The 17,485-nt window shown below is 37.0% G+C and carries 18 protein-coding genes, 1 tRNA gene, 1 other RNA gene and 1 other annotated feature; of the genes, 7 read left to right on the top strand and 13 right to left on the bottom strand.

Annotated features, from left to right (window positions below; genetic code table 11):
- Positions 1-333 precede the first annotated feature (333 nt).
- From ACFSUL_RS04585 to tadA, 7 genes are all read right to left on the bottom strand, one after another.
- Positions 334-597 (bottom strand): pro-sigmaK processing inhibitor BofA family protein, encoded by a 264-nt coding sequence (locus tag ACFSUL_RS04585; protein ID WP_071413731.1) that lies wholly within the window; start codon positions 595-597, stop codon positions 334-336.
- Positions 598-652: 55 nt separating this feature from the next.
- A complete protein-coding gene (locus tag ACFSUL_RS04580) occupies positions 653-871 on the bottom strand; it encodes a YaaL family protein (protein WP_377933130.1) in 219 nt (72 codons plus the stop codon).
- Positions 872-889: 18 nt separating this feature from the next.
- Positions 890-1,486, bottom strand: coding sequence for a recombination mediator RecR (recR, locus tag ACFSUL_RS04575; RefSeq protein ID WP_377933128.1), 597 nt, complete (start codon positions 1,484-1,486; stop codon positions 890-892).
- A gap of 12 nt (positions 1,487-1,498) precedes the next feature.
- Entirely contained in the window at positions 1,499-1,822 is a 324-nt protein-coding gene (locus ACFSUL_RS04570; RefSeq protein WP_071413734.1) for a YbaB/EbfC family nucleoid-associated protein, read from the bottom strand.
- A 20-nt stretch (positions 1,823-1,842) separates the two neighbouring features.
- Positions 1,843-3,534, bottom strand: a complete 1,692-nt coding sequence (gene dnaX / locus ACFSUL_RS04565; RefSeq protein WP_377933126.1) for a DNA polymerase III subunit gamma/tau — start codon at positions 3,532-3,534, stop codon at positions 1,843-1,845.
- Positions 3,535-3,768: 234 nt separating this feature from the next.
- Positions 3,769-4,032, bottom strand: an RNA gene (ffs, locus tag ACFSUL_RS04560) — signal recognition particle sRNA large type.
- Between the two features lie 104 nt (positions 4,033-4,136).
- On the bottom strand, positions 4,137-4,619 hold the full coding sequence (tadA, locus tag ACFSUL_RS04555) for a tRNA adenosine(34) deaminase TadA (protein ID WP_377933124.1): 483 nt from the start codon (positions 4,617-4,619) through the stop codon (positions 4,137-4,139).
- Positions 4,620-4,731: 112 nt separating this feature from the next.
- Here tadA and ACFSUL_RS04550 point away from each other — a divergent pair, with 112 nt between their 5' ends.
- From ACFSUL_RS04550 to ACFSUL_RS04535, 4 genes are all read left to right on the top strand, one after another.
- Complete coding sequence (locus ACFSUL_RS04550) at positions 4,732-5,277, top strand: isochorismatase family cysteine hydrolase (protein WP_377933122.1); 546 nt, start codon at positions 4,732-4,734, stop codon at positions 5,275-5,277.
- Positions 5,278-5,349: 72 nt separating this feature from the next.
- A complete protein-coding gene (locus ACFSUL_RS04545) occupies positions 5,350-6,636 on the top strand; it encodes a glycosyl hydrolase family 18 protein (RefSeq protein ID WP_377933120.1) in 1,287 nt (428 codons plus the stop codon).
- Between the two features lie 217 nt (positions 6,637-6,853).
- Entirely contained in the window at positions 6,854-7,507 is a 654-nt protein-coding gene (locus ACFSUL_RS04540) for a deoxynucleoside kinase (protein ID WP_377933118.1), read from the top strand.
- The gene (locus ACFSUL_RS04535) at positions 7,491-8,159 is read left to right on the top strand and encodes a deoxynucleoside kinase (protein WP_377933116.1); all 669 of its coding nucleotides are present in this window, start codon (positions 7,491-7,493) and stop codon (positions 8,157-8,159) included. The genes ACFSUL_RS04540 and ACFSUL_RS04535 overlap by 17 nt, the downstream gene beginning before the upstream one ends.
- Before the next feature lie 282 nt (positions 8,160-8,441).
- On the opposite strand, the gene ACFSUL_RS04530 is transcribed toward ACFSUL_RS04535, so the two are convergent.
- The 5 genes from ACFSUL_RS04530 to ACFSUL_RS04510 form a co-directional block, all read right to left on the bottom strand.
- Positions 8,442-8,534: transfer RNA gene (locus ACFSUL_RS04530), tRNA-Ser, on the bottom strand.
- Between the two features lie 100 nt (positions 8,535-8,634).
- Positions 8,635-9,912 (bottom strand): serine--tRNA ligase, encoded by a 1,278-nt coding sequence (gene serS, locus ACFSUL_RS04525; protein WP_377933114.1) that lies wholly within the window; start codon positions 9,910-9,912, stop codon positions 8,635-8,637.
- A 132-nt stretch (positions 9,913-10,044) separates the two neighbouring features.
- Positions 10,045-10,258 (bottom strand) — a binding site (T-box leader).
- Between the two features lie 119 nt (positions 10,259-10,377).
- Positions 10,378-10,968 (bottom strand): pyridoxal 5'-phosphate synthase glutaminase subunit PdxT, encoded by a 591-nt coding sequence (gene pdxT / locus ACFSUL_RS04520; protein WP_377933112.1) that lies wholly within the window; start codon positions 10,966-10,968, stop codon positions 10,378-10,380.
- A gap of 12 nt (positions 10,969-10,980) precedes the next feature.
- A complete protein-coding gene (gene pdxS / locus ACFSUL_RS04515; protein ID WP_071413742.1) occupies positions 10,981-11,862 on the bottom strand; it encodes a pyridoxal 5'-phosphate synthase lyase subunit PdxS in 882 nt (293 codons plus the stop codon).
- 275 nt (positions 11,863-12,137) lie between these two features.
- Positions 12,138-13,490 carry a serine hydrolase gene (locus ACFSUL_RS04510; protein WP_377933109.1) on the bottom strand — a complete coding sequence of 451 codons (1,353 nt, stop codon included), beginning with the start codon at positions 13,488-13,490 and terminating at the stop codon, positions 12,138-12,140.
- 240 nt (positions 13,491-13,730) lie between these two features.
- Here ACFSUL_RS04510 and ACFSUL_RS04505 point away from each other — a divergent pair, with 240 nt between their 5' ends.
- On the top strand, positions 13,731-14,048 hold the full coding sequence (locus tag ACFSUL_RS04505; protein ID WP_377933107.1) for a PadR family transcriptional regulator: 318 nt from the start codon (positions 13,731-13,733) through the stop codon (positions 14,046-14,048).
- 21 nt (positions 14,049-14,069) lie between these two features.
- Entirely contained in the window at positions 14,070-14,579 is a 510-nt protein-coding gene (locus tag ACFSUL_RS04500; RefSeq protein ID WP_377933105.1) for a DUF2812 domain-containing protein, read from the top strand.
- 48 nt (positions 14,580-14,627) lie between these two features.
- Here the strand turns inward: ACFSUL_RS04500 and guaB are convergent, their stop codons facing one another.
- A complete protein-coding gene (gene guaB, locus ACFSUL_RS04495; RefSeq protein WP_377933103.1) occupies positions 14,628-16,094 on the bottom strand; it encodes an IMP dehydrogenase in 1,467 nt (488 codons plus the stop codon).
- 115 nt (positions 16,095-16,209) lie between these two features.
- Here guaB and ACFSUL_RS04490 point away from each other — a divergent pair, with 115 nt between their 5' ends.
- Positions 16,210-17,145: a YaaC family protein gene (locus ACFSUL_RS04490; RefSeq protein WP_377933101.1), complete on the top strand. Its 936-nt coding sequence runs from the start codon at positions 16,210-16,212 to the stop codon at positions 17,143-17,145.
- Positions 17,146-17,485: the final 340 nt, after the last annotated feature.

Genomic DNA, 17,485 nt, shown 5'->3' with positions numbered 1-17,485 from the left:
GTATTAGGCACGCCGCCAGCGTTCGTCCTGAGCCAGGATCAAACTCTCCGAAAGATGTTTGATTAACTCTTTTAAAATAAAACTTGAATTAACGTTGACGTTTTGCTTTGTTCAGTTTTCAAAGTTCAATCGAGTGCTTTTCAGCACCTTTTAAATATAACATAATTCGACAAGTTTTGTCAACATCTTATTATATTTTTTATTTCATGTCGTTTTGGCGACAAGTAATATCTTAACACCATTCCTAATAATACGTCAACACTTTTTCTTAAAAAAATAAAAGAACAAACCCATTTAAAAAGATTCGTTCTTTTACCACCTTATTTTTCAGTTTCAAATAATCCACATTTGAATAATTGCCAAACCCGCAACTCCTGGGATTCCAAGGATTCCAGAAATAGAGGAGGTAGCGAGATTAATTGGTACATGTAAACCGAATTGCCCTCCAAAGGCATTTAAAAAGAACAAAAATAACGCTCCTATCATAACCTTCATCGCAACTTGTCCAATAAAGCGTATCGGTTTCACAGGAGTTCCAGCTGCTAACAACAATATAATTGCTCCACTTATAATAGCAATAACAATAACAGGACTAATAACTTCCCTCTCCCCTCACAAACAAAATGTTTATATTAGAGGATATGAAGGTTGTCTACCTTTTTATGACGATCTTTCTATGTTTTGCTTCACGAAGCAAAAAGAAGTACTTTGATTCAGCAATCTTAGAATGATATTGAAGACTAAGATTTTGATCCATACTCAATTCTTCTAGCGCCTCTTGCTGTAGCCAATCTCTTTTAGATTCTTCCATTATTTGAATTAATGAATCATTGTATTCTTTTCTTAACTTTCCTTTTTTCCGAAAGAACATTGTGTATCCTCTCCGTGTTTAAACGTCTCTTCTTCCCTCTAACGCCTTTGAAAGTGTTACTTCATCAGCATATTCAAGGTCTCCCCCAACCGGAAGGCCATGTGCTATTCTTGTAATTCTTATTCCTGAAGGCTTCACTAGTCTAGAAATATACATAGCGGTAGCTTCTCCTTCAATATTCGGATTCGTAGCAAGGATTACTTCCTGTACTTCATCACTTTGTAGACGTTTAATTAAGTCTGGTACATTAATATCCTCTGGTCCAACCCCATCCATTGGAGAAATAGCACCATGCAGTACATGATAAAGGCCGTTATACTCTTTCATTTTCTCCATTGCGATTACGTCCTTAGGATCTTGGACAACACAAACAATACTTCGGTCTCTACGTTGATCTTCACAGATATAACACGGATCTTGATCTGTAATATGTCCACAAACCGAACAATAACTCAAATTCCTTTTCGCATTCACTAATGCCTTCGCAAAATCTAATACCGTGTCTTCTTTCATACTTAAAACGAAAAAAGCGAGACGAGCCGCTGTTTTCGGCCCAATTCCCGGCAATTTCGTAAAGCTATCAATAAGTTTTGATATAGGTTCAGGATAGTGCATATCTTAATCCCCCTAAAACATTCCAGGCAAGTTCATCCCTTTAGTGAATTGACCCATCGTTTGATTTGTTAATTCATCTACTTTTTTCAGTGCTTCATTTGTAGCAGCTAGCACTAGATCTTGAAGCATATCGATATCTTCTGGGTCAACGACTTCTTCGTTAATTTTTACTTCTATAACTTCTTTATGACCAGATACGATGACAGTAACCATACCGCCCCCTGCTGATCCCTCAATTTTCTTTTCACCAAGCTCTTCTTGAGCCTCCGACATTTTCTTTTGCATCTTTTGCATTTGTTTCATCATATTTTGCATATTACCCATTCCACCACGCATAAGTATAACCTCCAAGTTTTTTAGTCTTTTATTTCAATTAAATCTACCCCGACAAGCTTTTTCGCCTCCGATATAATCGGATCTTCTTCTCCTTGTTGGTCAGCAGATTCACCTGATTCCGATGTGTTATTTCGTATAAAGTCTTCTCGAATAGAAAGCCATTGATCTTCAGGAACTCCAACAACAGTATATTGTCCTGCCGTCAACTCCTCCAAAATAGAAGAAAGTGCCTCAACGAACTTTGCATTCTCCATTGCCATTTGACAATGAATATCGTATTTAAATTTTAACACAAAAGCACTTGATGATGCCGCTACTGGTTCTGCATCGTTTAACAAAGCTGCCTGCGACCTCATTTGACGTTGATTTAATGACTCTAGCATATCACCCCAACGACTTTTAATTAAACCTAAGTCTTCTTTTGTAGCTGTTTTTAAAACTTCTTGTATTTGTCCAACCGGTGCTTTAAAGCCTTTTTTAGCCCTTGTTGGTTTTTTAGCAGTAGTCTGAGCAGGTGCTTCTGCTTGAACTTTTATGCCTTTTGCCTTTAATTGATTGAGTTCTTTTTCTAAGAGCTTTACTTTCTTCACTAGTTCTTCCACTTCGCCTGAAGAAGTATTTCCCTGTTGTTCCATTTGGCAAAGCTTTACAATGGAAACTTCTAAATATATCCGGGCATGGTTGGTGAACTTCATTTCTTGCCCTGCTTCATTTAGGACATTAATATACTGATAAATTTGTTGCGGTTTTACTTTTTCCGTTAGTTCCTTAAATTCATCATCGAGCATTACTCGTTCAAGTGACTCTTCTAGGTTTGGTGCCGTTTGATATAGAAGCATATCTCGAAAGTATAAAATAAAATCTTCCGCAAAACGAGAAGGGTCTTTCCCTTGGAAGAGCAGCTCTTCTAACACTTCTAATGCATCCACAACATTTTTCTCTAGTATCGCCTTAGCAAGACGGTTCAAATAACCTTGCGAAACAGCGCCTGTAACAGTTAACGCATCATCTGCTGTTACTTTATCCTGACTAAAGGATATTGCTTGGTCCAGCAGACTTAGAGCATCACGCATACCACCTTCAGCAGCTCTAGCTATAATAGGTAATGCGTTCTCCTCGTACTCCACCCCTGATTCCGATGCAATATGCCCCATTCTACCAACGATATCTCTTGCGGTTATCCGTTTGAAATCAAAACGTTGACAACGAGAGATAATAGTTAATGGTATTTTATGAGGTTCTGTTGTCGCTAAAATAAAAATAACATGCTTTGGTGGTTCCTCTAATGTTTTCAGTAATGCATTGAAGGCTCCAATGGATAGCATATGTACTTCATCTATAATATAGACTTTATAATCAACAACATTAGGAGAATATTTTACTTTGTCTCTAATATCTCGTATTTCTTCTACACCATTATTAGAAGCAGCATCAATCTCTATGACATCCGGAATAGAACCATCTGTTATTCCCTTACATGCATCACACTCGTTACAAGGTTCTGCAACAGGCGACTTTTCACAGTTTACCGCTTTGGCAAGAATTTTTGCAGCACTTGTTTTCCCTGTTCCTCTAGGTCCTGAAAATAAGTAAGCGTGCGATGTCTTCTCTTGAAGGAGAGCATTCTGTAATGTTTTCGTTACATGCTGCTGTCCGACTACATCAAGAAAAGATTGAGGACGCCATACACGATATAAAGCTTGATATGCCAAAATACTCTCCTCCTTTACTACTTTTAGATCCTCTAAATCTCCAATATGTATATTCTACATTGTCTATTATAACGTATAATAAATTAGTTTTACAAAGTTATTCCGTATAAGAAAGAACAAAATTAAAAGACATTCTCCTTTGATGACAAGGTGATAGTTTTATTAGCGGTTCGCCATTTCTTAAACAACAAAAAACTCACCCGTAATGGATGAGTTGTAAGTATGTATAAACTGCCGTGCACCTTCCGTCGACAAGCACCCATAGGCGTTACTCAAGCAGTTAGCTCGGCCTAGGCAACCCCGCGGCACATGAGAGGGTCCACTTAATGCTGCTTCCTTCCGGACCTGACATGGTTCGTGGGTTCTCATTGCGCAGGACCCAGGCGTCAACACCACTTACTTGAGGCAGCCCTACAGATTGCTTGCCTCAGGAAGGGGTTCAGTCTCGCTAGAGCGGATTGCGAGTACAGGGCACCGCTACCTCCCCACCTAGCACGGCAAAATTGATACCATATTTAGTTGCGTCGTTATCGTGACGCATTACCTAGTATACTAGCCATTACAGAAAAAAGCAACGGTTAGCTAATGTTAATTTTTTACAGTTACAAAAGAGTGTTTCTTTTCTCTCTTTTCTTCCTGTCTCTTAACTTTTGAAAGAACTGAGTTAATATTGTACCACATTGTTCTTCTAATATTCCACTCTCTACTTCACAACGATGGTTAAACCGATTATCCTGCAATAAATTCATCAGCGTTCCCGCGCATCCCGCTTTTGGATCTCGTGCACCGTAGATTACCTTGTTAATCCTCGACATAATGATTGCTCCACTACACATCGGGCAAGGTTCTAACGTCACATACAATTCGGCGTTTTCTAATCTCCACGTCCCCACCTTTTCACAAGCCTCCTGAATTGCCAACGTTTCCGCATGTGTGATGGCGTTCTGGGTCGTCTCCCTTAAATTATGTGCCCTAGCAATTATTTCATCATTTAAAACAATCACAGCGCCAATGGGTACTTCTTGAAGTTCTTCCGCCTTTTTTGCTTCTTTTAATGCTTCTAACATATATTCTTCTCTAGTCACTTTGAGTTCTCCTACTAATTAGATTTCATTTCCTATAAAGGATTTTTACTTTCCTTTTATTTTATAAAAAACACATTATTATTCCAAACTAAAGAAAAAAGGATGGCTACTAATGATCTTAGTCGATAAAACAGCTCTTCTCGTTATTGATATTATAAACCCTTTTGATTTCAAGCATGGAGAAACTCTTGCTCATCATACAAAAAAAATTATAAATCCCCTACGTAATTTAATAAAATGTTGTCGTCAGCAGAAAGTTCCCGTTATATTCATAAATGATCATTATAATCTATGGAAGGCTGATTATAGAGAAATTATTAAAAGATGCCGGAATAACTTAAGTGAAGAAGTCATCGATGCTCTACAACCACTTGAGGATGATTTTTTTCTTATAAAACCAAAGCATTCCGCTTTCTATGGTACTGCTTTGAATACATTGTTACATCATTTAGATGTAGAAAATCTTATCATAACTGGCATTGCCGGAAATATCTGTGTGCTCTTCACTGCTAATGACGCATATATGAGAGAATTTAATTTATATATCCCGGAGGATACAATTGCTTCTGTTAGCAATAAGGATAATCAATACGCATTAACGATGATGAAGAATGTACTAAAAGCTAAAATTGAAAAAGCAGAAAACATTATCCGTTAATCGTTAGGCATAACCCTCTCCTTTCTTTCATACATTGTTTACAGTGAATAACTGAAATGGGAGGGGCTAACTATGCAAATCCACGTTGTCCAACCGAATCAATCTCTATTTGGAATTGCTCAGGCATACGGAACAACTGTTAACGATATAGTAGAGGCAAACGAATTACCAAACCCGAATCAGCTTGTTGTCGGGCAGTCTGTTGTGATCCCAATTATCGGAAGTTTTTATTATATCCAACCAGGTGATAGTCTATGGTCTGTCAGTCAAAAAGTTGGTGTACCTTATCAGCAATTAGCAAGTATTAATGGTATTTCCGTCAATCAACCGTTACAAATTGGATTTAGACTCTATATACCTCAAAAGCAGAAAACAGCTGCTGAATTCAATGCCTACGTAGAAGCCTATGGCGAAACAATGCCTGCTAATCTAGAGAACAGCTCTCGTGAAGCAGCTCCACTCCTTACTTATCTTGCTCCTTTTAGTTTTCAAGCAAAACGAGATGGCAGTCTGGAAGCTCCCCCTATTGGAAATTTGCCTGAAATTGCAAGGCAAAATAATAATGTACTAATGATGGCAATTACAAACCAAGAAGAAGGACAATTTAATGATGAGCTTGGTCGTATTCTTCTAAATGACCAAGCAATACAGAATACATTCCTTAATAATATTGTTGAAACAGCAAAGCAATACGGATTTAGAGATATCCATTTCGATTTTGAATATCTACGCCCAGCAGATCGTGATGCCTATACTCAGTTTCTCCGAACAGCTAAGAACCGTTTCAATCAAGAAGGATGGTTACTTTCTACCGCTTTAGCACCTAAAACAAGCGCAACTCAAAAAGGACGCTGGTATGAAGCTCATGACTACAAAGCTCACGGTGAAATAGTCGACTTTGTCGTTATTATGACATACGAATGGGGATATAGTGGTGGGCCACCTCTTCCTGTTTCGCCTATCGGGCCAGTTAGAGATGTCTTAGAATATGCTATTTCTGAAATGCCCCCATCGAAAATATTAATGGGGCAGAACCTTTATGGCTATGATTGGACATTGCCCTTCGAACAGGGAAATGACTTCGCAAAAGCAATTAGCCCACAACAAGCCATACAGATAGCTGCTGAGAATAATGCCCGGATCGAGTATGACACGGAAGCACAAGCACCGACGTTTACTTATTATGATAATGCCGGGAAAGAGCATAAAGTTTGGTTTGAGGATGCACGGTCGATACAGGCGAAATTTGACTTACTTAGGGAGCTTAAATTAAGGGGAATGAGCTATTGGAAGCTTGGATTATCATTCCCACAAAATTGGCTGTTGTTATCAGATCAATTCAATGTAACAAAGCGTTAATAATCATTAGGCCGGGATATATTATCTCGGCTTTTTTGTGTCTAGTTCCAGCGAATCCCCCCTCGAGGTCATAAGTAATTTTTCTCTTTTCAATAAAAGATATTGGTTCATGTGGGAAATAATAACCCCCAAACCGTCTATATATTGTGGTACAATTAGGCTTGTCGAAATTTTAATTCAACGGATTATATGCGTTATAGAAAGAGGAGGACAATATATGGGGAGCATTCCTTTCATAACGGTTGAAGGACCTATTGGAGTCGGAAAAACTTCTCTTGCTAAAGCGATTTCAGATCATTTTCAGTTCCATCTACTAAAGGAAATCGTTGATGAAAATCCATTTCTTGATAAGTTTTATGACAATATCGAAGAGTGGAGCTTTCAGACAGAAATGTTTTTCTTATGCAATCGTTTCAAGCAATTAGAAGATATAGATAAAAAGTATTTATCTCAAAACAAATCAGTTGTCGCAGACTACCATATATTAAAGAATATTATTTTTGCAAAACGAACACTAAAAGATGTGCAGTATAATAAGTACTTAAAAATATACGATATTCTTACTTCGGACATGCCCAAACCTAATGTCGTGATTTATTTGAATGCTAGTCTTGATACTCTTTTAACAAGAATTGCTAAGAGAGGTAGAGAATTTGAAAAGAAAATTAGCCCGATCTATTTAGAACAACTTTCCCTTGATTACGAGGAATATATGAATTCATTTGAAAAGACACATCCCGATATTCCTGTTTTACGCTTCAATGGAGACAGTGTTGACTTTGTAAAAAATAAAGAAGATTTATCTAAAATAATAAACACTTTAGATACAACATTAAAAAAAGGAGTTCAGTATCATGAATCTTCGCACTAAATATGGAATACCCAGCAACGCAGTGATCACAATTGCTGGTACAGTTGGCGTTGGTAAGTCGACAATGACAAATGGCTTAGCAAATGCTTTAGGATTCCGTACTTCCTTTGAAAAGGTCGATACAAATCCATACCTAGATAAATTTTATCAAGACTTTAAAAGTTGGAGTTTCCACTTGCAAATATACTTTTTAGCAGAACGCTTCAAAGAACAAAAGAAAATTTTTGAATATGGTGGGGGCTTCATCCAAGACCGTTCTATTTATGAGGATACTGGCATCTTTGCTCGTATGCATTACGAAAAGGGAACGATGTCTCCAACAGACTATGATACGTATACAAGCCTTTTTGAAGCGATGGTTATGACACCTTATTTCCCTCATCCCGACTTATTGATTTACTTAGAAGGTTCCATTGATAATGTCGTAGAGCGTATTCGCGAGCGTGGACGCCCGATGGAGCAGCAAACACCGATTGCTTACTGGGAAGAGATGCACGAGCGCTATGAGAATTGGATTAATTCTTTTAATGCTTGTCCTGTTCTGAGATTAGACATTAGTGAATATGATTTGGTCAATGATGAAAATTCTATTGAGCCAATTGTTGAGAGAATTGGCTATTTCATTGAACAAACTAGAATGTTGAAAAGCTAAGAACAAAAGTGGAAACAGATTGTTCCGAGATACTTCCATTTTATAAATTCCTAACGATAGAAAAAGGCTGCCCTTAAATTAAGGACAGCCTTTTTTTGCTAGTTTTTTTCTCATAGAGTGTTGTTTTCACTTATAAATTTAGCCCGTTGATTCCGTTCAAAAGAAACAAACTTTACGAAAACAGCCTTTCGCTACTATAAAAAGTAAATAAAAAAATTCGTTACATGCGTTGTAACGAATTTCAATCTCCAATATTTATGCGCTGTGGTTATAGTCAATAAATGGCGGAGGAAGAGGGATTCGAACCCCCGCGGGCTTTAACACCCCTGTCGGTTTTCAAGACCGATCCCTTCAGCCGGACTTGGGTATTCCTCCGTATCGACAAGAATTATATTATCATGCCTTTTAAAAAGAGTCAAGCATATTTTAAATCTTTTTTGAAGGAAGGGACTCCTCCCTTCCTTCTTAAAAATTTCTATCCTTTAATAACTTCTACTCCACCCATATACGGGCGCAATACCTCTGGAATAACAACACTTCCATCTTCTTGCTGATAGTTTTCTAAAATTGCTGCAACAGTTCTACCTATCGCAAGACCAGAACCGTTTAATGTATGAACATGTTCTGGTTTAGCATTTGCTTCTGGACGGAAACGAATGTTAGCACGTCTAGCTTGGAATCCTTCAAAGTTACTGCAAGAAGAAATTTCACGATACGTATCGTAGCTTGGAATCCATACTTCAATGTCATATTTCTTCGCTGCTGTAAATCCTAAATCAGCCGTACACATAGATAATACACGATAAGGTAGTTGTAATAATTGCAATACCTTTTCTGCATGACCTGTTAATTTCTCAAGCTCATTATAAGAATCTTCCGGTTTAACAAAACGGACAAGCTCTACTTTATTGAATTGATGCTGACGAATTAGACCGCGCGTATCGCGACCAGCAGAGCCTGCTTCAGAGCGGAAGTTTGCACTGTAAGCAACATAACCGATAGGCAACTCTTCCCCACTTAAAATTTCATCACGGTGGTAATTTGTCACAGGTACCTCTGCAGTTGGAACTAAGAAATAATCTTCACTTTCAACACGGAAAGCATCCTCTTCAAATTTAGGAAGCTGGCCTGTTCCTGTCATGCTTGCGCGGTTTACTAAGTATGGAGGAAGCATTTCTGTGTACCCATGTTCATCCATATGAAGATCCATCATAAAGTTAATTAAAGCTCTTTCGAGGCGAGCGCCAAGTCCTTTATAAAAAACAAAGCGACTTCCAGTAACTTTAGCAGCACGTTCAAAGTCTAAAATACCAAGGTTAGTCGCGACATCCCAATGAGGCTGTGCTTCAAAACTGAATTCTGGCAGCTCTCCCCATTTTCTAATTTCCACATTATCATCTTCTGTTTCCCCAACCGGAACAGATTCGTGAGGAACATTAGGAATAGATAATAACAGATGCTCAAGTTCGCTTTCTACCTGGCGTAATTCGTCATCTAACTTTTTAATCATGCTTCCTACTTCACGCATTTCTACAATAAGATCATCTGCATTTTGCTTATCTTTTTTCATTTGAGCAATTTTTTGAGATACCTCATTTCTTTTGCTTTTCAAGTTTTCACTTTCAACAAGTAATTCTCTTCTTCTTACGTCAAGCTCTTCAAACTTACTAAAGTCTTCTAAATCTTCACCTCTGTGTTGAAGTCGTGCTTTAACTTCATTAAAGTTATTTCTTAAATACCTAATATCTAACATGATACATCCTCCTTTTTAATTATAAAGTGAAGCTTCAATCAGTAAGGAATTCTTTCATTCCCTACTGATTGTTAGTTGAACCAATCGAGCGTTTACGGGATAAAAATAAATACAAAAAACCCCCGTCCCATAAAAAGGGACGGAGGTTTCCGCGTTGCCACCCTAATTGAAGATAAATAATTATCTTCCTCTTAAGAGATGGTAACGGAATCACCGAAAATACCTACTACACTGTTCAGTATTTTACTCCAGGATGGATTCATAAAGCATTTGCATCGGTTTGCACCAACCACCGATTCTCTGTTTAGCAAATATCTTTACTACTGGTTCCTTTCAACGCTCTTTTTGTATCGTTTAGAAACTTCCTCTCCACATTTCCAATTATTAAGCGGATACGTTGTTTCTACTTTTAATTGTATTTAGATATCAATAATCTACTACAATGTTTTCCATTTTGCAATAGTTTTATGCTAACGCTTTTTCCTTTGCTTCTTTCACCATTTCAATAAAAAATGCTGTAAGTCGATTATCATCTGTTAATTCTGGATGAAAGGAACACCCAAGAAATTGGCCATGTCTTGCCATTACGATTCGATCACCATGTTTTGCTAGGATTTCTACATCTTCACCAGCTTCAATAATATGTGGAGCTCTAATGAAAACAGCATTAAAGTTATCTCCTACATGAGGGATGTCTAGATCAGTTTCAAAACTTTCCCTTTGACGGCCAAAGGAATTCCGTTCCACTGTGATATCCATTAACCCTAGATGTGGTTCATCATATCCAGCAATTTGTTTTGCCAAAAGAATAAGACCTGCACATGTCCCAAAAATTGGTTTTCCTTTTGCAGCAAACTCTTTTAAAGGTTCCATGAAACCATAGCGGTCAATCAATCGCCTCATCGTTGTACTTTCTCCGCCAGGCATAATAATTCCATCTAGTGACTCTAGTTGCTCCACTCTTTTGACTACAACAGCTTCTGCACCGCATGATTCAATCGAACGAATATGCTCTCTTACTGCCCCTTGCAGCCCTAACACTCCAATAGTTATCATAACAGCACCTTCTTACCAGCCGCGGTCTTGCATACGGTTTTCAGGTAAGATACTAGAAATTTCTACACCCTTCATCGCAATTCCAAGGTTTTTGGAAAGTTCTGCGATTAATTCATAGTCTTGATAATGTGTTGTTGCTTCTACAATAGCTTTCGCAAACTTCTCTGGGCTTTCTGATTTAAAAATACCAGATCCAACGAATACACCATCTGAACCTAATTCCATCATAAGTGCAGCATCTGCAGGTGTAGCAACTCCACCAGCAGCAAAGTTAACAACAGGTAGACGTCCATTATTTTTGATTTCTAATAATACTTCATAAGGTGCACCTAATAGTTTTGCCTCTGTCATGATTTCATCTTCATTCATATTAACAAGCTTGCGTACTTGTGCATTTACCTTACGAATATGACGCACCGCTTCAACGATATTTCCTGTTCCAGGCTCTCCTTTTGTACGAAGCATAGAAGCTCCTTCTCCAATACGACGGGCAGCCTCTCCTAGATCACGACATCCGCAAACAAATGGTACCGTGTAATCTCTTTTATTTAAATGATACTCCTCATCAGCAGGAGTCAGTACTTCACTTTCATCAATGTAATCAACACCCATTGATTCTAATACTCGAGCTTCGACAATATGTCCGATACGAGCCTTTGCCATTACCGGGATAGAAACAGCATTCATAACCTCATCGACAATGCGAGGATCTGCCATTCTGGCTACACCACCTGCAGCACGAATATCTGCTGGAACACGTTCTAATGCCATAACAGCAACTGCTCCTGAAGCTTCTGCTATTTTAGCTTGTTCTGCATTGATAACGTCCATAATAACGCCACCTTTTTGCATTTCGGCCATACCTCTTTTTACACGATCAGTACCTGTTTTCATCCTATGTATCCCCCTTTAATTAAAACCTACCTATTTATTTTAACCCTTTTTCCCTAAAGATTGTAGGGAAAAAATTGACTAGATTAATCGGAATAATCTTTTTTTCTATTATGCTTAATAAAACAATAAAAACCGTCTCCTGTCAAGGACAAGAGACGGTTCTTATTGTTTTATCTAATTTCTACTTCTTTATTGAGCTACAATGCAGACCAAAGTGAAGATTACTAAACACCATTTACTTATTGAGGCGGATTAAGTCACTGATGCCCTCGTTTTTAGAACCAGCCTTTAACAGTAGATGTAATAGTATCCCACAGATCCCCAAAGAACCCGCCTACTGCTCTCATAGATAAAATAAACCAGTTCGCTTTCTCTACCTTCTCTTCTGTCACAACAGGGACTTGCGCACCTTTTGTCCCATTTTCAAACAAGAAACCAAGACTTTCTTTTTCTTTAGCTTCTACTGTGATATATCCAACCTTTTCCCCTTCTTTAATAGGTGCAGTCAGTTCCTTTTCATCCGTTAATTTTTTCTTATCAAGGACAAGCTTCGGTTTATAATTATCCTTTGCACCGTTTCTGACTACCATTTTTAAAGGTTCTTTCGTTTGAATCGTTACTTTCTTTTCTTTTCCTTTTACAACAGGAAGTGTTTTGTGACCTTTTACTTTATAGTTTGCTGGAAGAATCTCTTCCATTGAAAAATTACTAAATGCAAAATCTAACATCTTTTGTGTTTCCCCAAAGCGTGCCTCATAGGAACCAGAGCCAGAGCTATCCTTTGCATTCATAACAACTGTAATATAACGCATACCATCTCTTTCAGCAGTCCCTGTAAAACAATAACCAGCAAAGTCTGTTGTACCAGTTTTAAGACCGTCCATACCTTCATAACCATAAACTAAACCTGGTAGCATCCAGTTCCAGTTTTCCATATTCGTTACATCTTCTGTTCCTTCTCGGAATTTCTTTTTTTCAATACTAGATGTATCTAAAACTTCCGGAAAATCTTGAATTAAGCTACTAGCCAGTTTAGCTGTATCTTTTGCGGACATTACATTCTCATCTTCTGGGCCTGACCCTTCCGGATGCATCCCTTTTAAATCACGGTTATTTAAACCTGAGGAGTTTACAAATTTATAATTTTCAAGTCCTAGTTCTTCTGCTTTTTCATTCATCATTTTAACAAAATTTGCTTCAGAACCAGCAATCGTCTCAGCAATTGCCATTGTAGCAGCATTGGCAGAGTAAATTGCCATCGCTTCGTAAAGTTCTTTTATTGTATATTGTCCATCAGCTCGCAATGGAACATTACTTAATGAAGTATCCTGAGAAACCTTATAGACTACTTCACTAACATTATATTTTTGATCCCATTTTACATTTCCTTCTTTAATCGCTTCTAGTAATAAATACTCAGTCATCATCTTTGTCATACTAGCAACACCGAGAGCTGTGTCCGAGTTTTTTTCATATAGAATTTTCCCCGTACTTGCTTCCACTAAAATAGCAGCATCCGCCTTAATATTTAATGCATCTTCCGCACTAGCAGGCTTTTGAACTAAACTAAATGACAACAAAAAAATCAACAAATACGCAACATATTTTTGTACTGTACTTCTTTTCACGTTTAGACCTCCAAGGTAATTATGTACACCTTCGTTATTTTAACACAGTTCAAAGTGGAAGAATAGATAGAGGATATTACTAGTTTTTGATATAGGAAAAATAGTTATTGTTAACCGATACAATAGCACTTCTCTATCAACATTCTCAAACATACGGTAATTATTGACAACCATAAAACATACTAGTATTATATCAACTAACGATATATCGTCAACCGATATAACAAAAGGAGAATTCTCTTGAAAAAGCTAGTAAATGATTATCTGCCCCTTACTCATACAACCTATTTTATTTTATTATCGCTTTTAAAGCCATTACACGGTTATGGTATTATGCAAAAAGTGGAGGAAATTAGTAATGGAGAGGTAAAACTAGGGCCCGGTACATTATATGGTGCACTAAAAAAGTTAGAAAAGGATATGCTGATAACAAAAATTAATGGTGCGGAAAGAAAAAAGAATTATATTCTGACAAACTTTGGGAAAGAAATTTTAGAGGCAGAGTATAAAAGATTGGAACGAATGATTCATATTAGTAAGCACATTTTACATGATTGATAAAGTAAGGAGGGAAACAACTTGAGAAAAAAGGTCTTTAAGTTATTTTTTGCATGGCAAGATGAAAAAGAAGAAGAATGGTTAAACCGCATGGCATCGAAAGGATGGTTTCTTGAAAGCTATCATATTTTTTACTATGTATTTACTCAGGATATACCTCAACCAGATACAATTTATAAATTAGATTATAGAAAAGACAAAGAAAGTGATGAGTATTTTAGTTTATATGAAGAATGTGGTTGGAAATATGTGACTCAATTTCATGGCTGGTATTATTTTAAAGGAGATAAGAACAATGTCTTTACTCCAGAGTTATATACGGATAAGCATTCAAAGTCTGAAAAATACATAGCATTATTATTCACCTTATTATTATCTATATTAAGTTTACTTCTTATTGGATTAAGCATAACAACCAACAGTCTCCCATCTACTCTTTCTTGGTTCAAGTATATCTACCTATTCTTAATCATTATTATGTCATTTGCTGTAATCAAAATTACAATGAAAGTAAAATACTTACGAAAATGAAAAGTTTGCCTCCCATCCTGATATAGGAAAAGAGGCAAACTTTTTGGTTTATGATAAAGAATAGTTTGGTGCTTCTTTCGTAATCTGTACATCATGTGGGTGACTTTCTCGAAGTCCCGCACCTGTCATGCGGATAAATTGTGCATTTTCTCTTAATTCAAGTAAGTTTTTCGTTCCGCAGTATCCCATTCCAGAACGTAATCCACCAATAAGCTGATAAAGCGTATCAACAAGTGGTCCTTTATAAGGAAGTCTACCTTCAATACCTTCAGGAACGAACTTTTTCGCGTCCTCTTGGAAGTAGCGATCTTTTGAACCTTTTTCCATTGAGCTCAAAGAACCCATCCCTCTATATACTTTAAAGCGACGGCCTTGGAAAATTTCCGTTTCCCCTGGGCTTTCTGATGTACCAGCAAGCATACTTCCTAGCATAACAGCATGTCCACCAGAAGCTAATGCTTTTGCTACATCTCCGGAATACTTTATACCACCATCCGCAATAATTGCTTTCCCATGTTTTCTTGCTTCTGTTGCACAATCATAGACTGCCGTGATTTGCGGTACACCTACACCAGCTACAACACGCGTCGTACAAATGGAACCAGGCCCAATTCCTACTTTTACAATATCCGCACCTGCTTCAATTAATTCTCTCGTTCCTTCTGCTGTTGCAACGTTTCCAGCAATAATATTTAATTCTGGATAAGCATTTCGAATTTCTCGAACAATATCCAAAACACCAGCCGAATGGCCATGTGCTGTATCAATGACAATCACGTCAACATTCGCTTTTACTAATTTCTCTACCCGAACCATTGTATCTTTTGAAATTCCCACTGCTGCTCCAACTAAAAGACGTCCGCTTGAGTCTTTTGCTGAATGAGGAAATTCAATAACCTTTTCAATATCTTTTATCGTTATGAGACCTTTTAATACACCATCTTCATTAATTAGAGGCAATTTTTCAATTTTATGTTGTTGAAGAATCTTTTCTGCTTGATCTAGTGTTGTTCCTACGGGAGCTGTCACAAGATTTTCCTTTGTCATCACATCAGAGATTTGAATTGAGTAATCTTGGATAAATCGTAAATCACGGTTTGTTAAAATACCAACTAATTTTTGTTCCTCTTCATTATTTACAATTGGCACACCAGAAATACGATATTTCCCCATTAAATGCTCTGCTGCAAAAACTTGGTTATCAGGAGTTAAAAAGAATGGATCAGAGATAACGCCACTTTCAGAACGTTTCACCTTATCTACCTGTTCAGCTTGCTGTTCAATACTCATGTTCTTATGGATAATTCCTAATCCACCTTGTCTCGCCATCGCAATTGCCATTTCAGCTTCTGTAACAGTATCCATTCCTGCACTAATAATCGGAACATTTAGCGTTAAAGTTTTAGTTAACTCAACTTGAATATTAACATCCTTTGGCAATACCTCTGACTTAGATGGTACTAAAAGCACATCATCAAATGTTAATCCTTCTTTAGAAAATTTAGATTCCCACATTATTTTTGGCCCCCTAGTCTCAAAATATTATTAGTAGGTTATCAATTGGTTAAAATACTGTCAAGAAGATATAAATTAGTTTATTAATTCAGAATAGTCGGAAGGTGTGCAAATAGTGGACAAAACAAAAACAGAATGGGATTTCTATCACTATTTTCAGTCAGCTGAATACTCCCAACACTTTTTAAAAAAATGTTATGAAAAAAAACAAATCACAGAAGCAGAGACGAAAAGCTATGATAATTGTTATCCATTCTTATACTACCTAGAACAGGGCGAATTATATTACCAACAGGCTGCACAGTGTCCTTTATCACTAAAACCTATTATGCTATTTTACGGGTTTATTCAGTTAATAAAAGCAGTCATTTTAACAGAAGATCCCTTTTACCCAGAAACAACCTCTGTGCTGGCTCATGGGGTCACAGCAAGAAAAAGAAAAAAGCAAAATTACCGTTTTTTAAATGATGAAGTAAAAATCCAAAAGAATGGATTATTTTCCCATTTCTCCCACAAATTATTTAACATAAAACAGTTAACTGGTGAAAAATTTACAATGCATGAGTTGCTATTGCAAATACCAGAAATGGAAGAATCTTTTCAAATCCTATTTCAAAAACCTACTCTAATTTGGTTCAACCATCATCAACAGCTAACCGTCTCTGAGGAGGTCTTACAACACTTTCATATGTCAAAAGATTTATTTAAAGAGTACTTAAATGGATTGCTAGGGAATACTATCGAGTGGATAAATGACGACACACTTCAAGTCAAAGAAAAAAAGGAGGTACCTCCTTTACGTTATCATCAAAAGAAAGAAAAGCTATCATTGCCGTATACAAGAACTACTGTGGGATCCTACCCAGAGGTATTAATTCATTATGCTATCTTGTACAATTTAAGCATGATTGCCCGATACGAAACAGAATGGTGGATGGAATTATTAAAAAACCATTCGAATGAAGATTACCCATTAATTTACTCTTTTATTGAAATTACTACAAGTAAAACACCAACTTTTATACTAAATATGCTGAAGTCACGAATTTAATTATTGGAGGTTCTGTTTCTACTAACTTAAATATTAACTTATTCAAAATGACTTAGAGTCTCTAATCAGTAAACGAAGCTCTACTTAAGAGCAATAGTTTTGATCTTAAGTAGAGCTCCATTCTATTACTAACTACCTACACAACTAGTAAGTGTCTAATGTCTTCCCTCACCTTTCTAGGCATAGTTTATGGTAAGTATTGTTTACAGACTTCCTCTTTATTCAAATATTTTTTACAACAAAAAAGGTAACCCATAAAATGAGCTACCTTTCAATTGCCTGGCAACGTCCTACTCTCGCAGGGGGAGATCCCCCAACTACCATTGGCGCTGAAGAGCTT

It is taken from the genome of Bacillus seohaeanensis (assembly GCF_042684945.1).
GTDB classification, from domain to species: Bacteria; Bacillota; Bacilli; order Bacillales; family Bacillaceae_B; genus Rossellomorea; species Rossellomorea seohaeanensis.
The sequence above is the reverse complement of the archived record's forward strand: the minus strand, read 5'-3'. Positions and strand labels throughout refer to the sequence as shown.

What these genes read in the sequence shown, in the direction of transcription:
- ACFSUL_RS04580 (WP_377933130.1), bottom strand. Translation starts at nt 871, where the DNA reads ATGTTCTTTCGGAAAAAAGGAAAGTTAAGAAAAGAATACAATGATTCA.
- recR (WP_377933128.1), bottom strand. Translation starts at nt 1,486, where the DNA reads ATGCACTATCCTGAACCTATATCAAAACTTATTGATAGCTTTACGAAA.
- ACFSUL_RS04570 (WP_071413734.1), bottom strand. Translation starts at nt 1,822, where the DNA reads ATGCGTGGTGGAATGGGTAATATGCAAAATATGATGAAACAAATGCAA.
- ACFSUL_RS04550 (WP_377933122.1), top strand. Translation starts at nt 4,732, where the DNA reads ATGATCTTAGTCGATAAAACAGCTCTTCTCGTTATTGATATTATAAAC.
- ACFSUL_RS04545 (WP_377933120.1), top strand. Translation starts at nt 5,350, where the DNA reads ATGCAAATCCACGTTGTCCAACCGAATCAATCTCTATTTGGAATTGCT.
- ACFSUL_RS04540 (WP_377933118.1), top strand. Translation starts at nt 6,854, where the DNA reads ATGGGGAGCATTCCTTTCATAACGGTTGAAGGACCTATTGGAGTCGGA.
- ACFSUL_RS04535 (WP_377933116.1), top strand. Translation starts at nt 7,491, where the DNA reads ATGAATCTTCGCACTAAATATGGAATACCCAGCAACGCAGTGATCACA.
- serS (WP_377933114.1), bottom strand. Translation starts at nt 9,912, where the DNA reads ATGTTAGATATTAGGTATTTAAGAAATAACTTTAATGAAGTTAAAGCA.
- pdxT (WP_377933112.1), bottom strand. Translation starts at nt 10,968, where the DNA reads ATGATAACTATTGGAGTGTTAGGGCTGCAAGGGGCAGTAAGAGAGCAT.
- pdxS (WP_071413742.1), bottom strand. Translation starts at nt 11,862, where the DNA reads ATGAAAACAGGTACTGATCGTGTAAAAAGAGGTATGGCCGAAATGCAA.
- guaB (WP_377933103.1), bottom strand. Translation starts at nt 16,094, where the DNA reads ATGTGGGAATCTAAATTTTCTAAAGAAGGATTAACATTTGATGATGTG.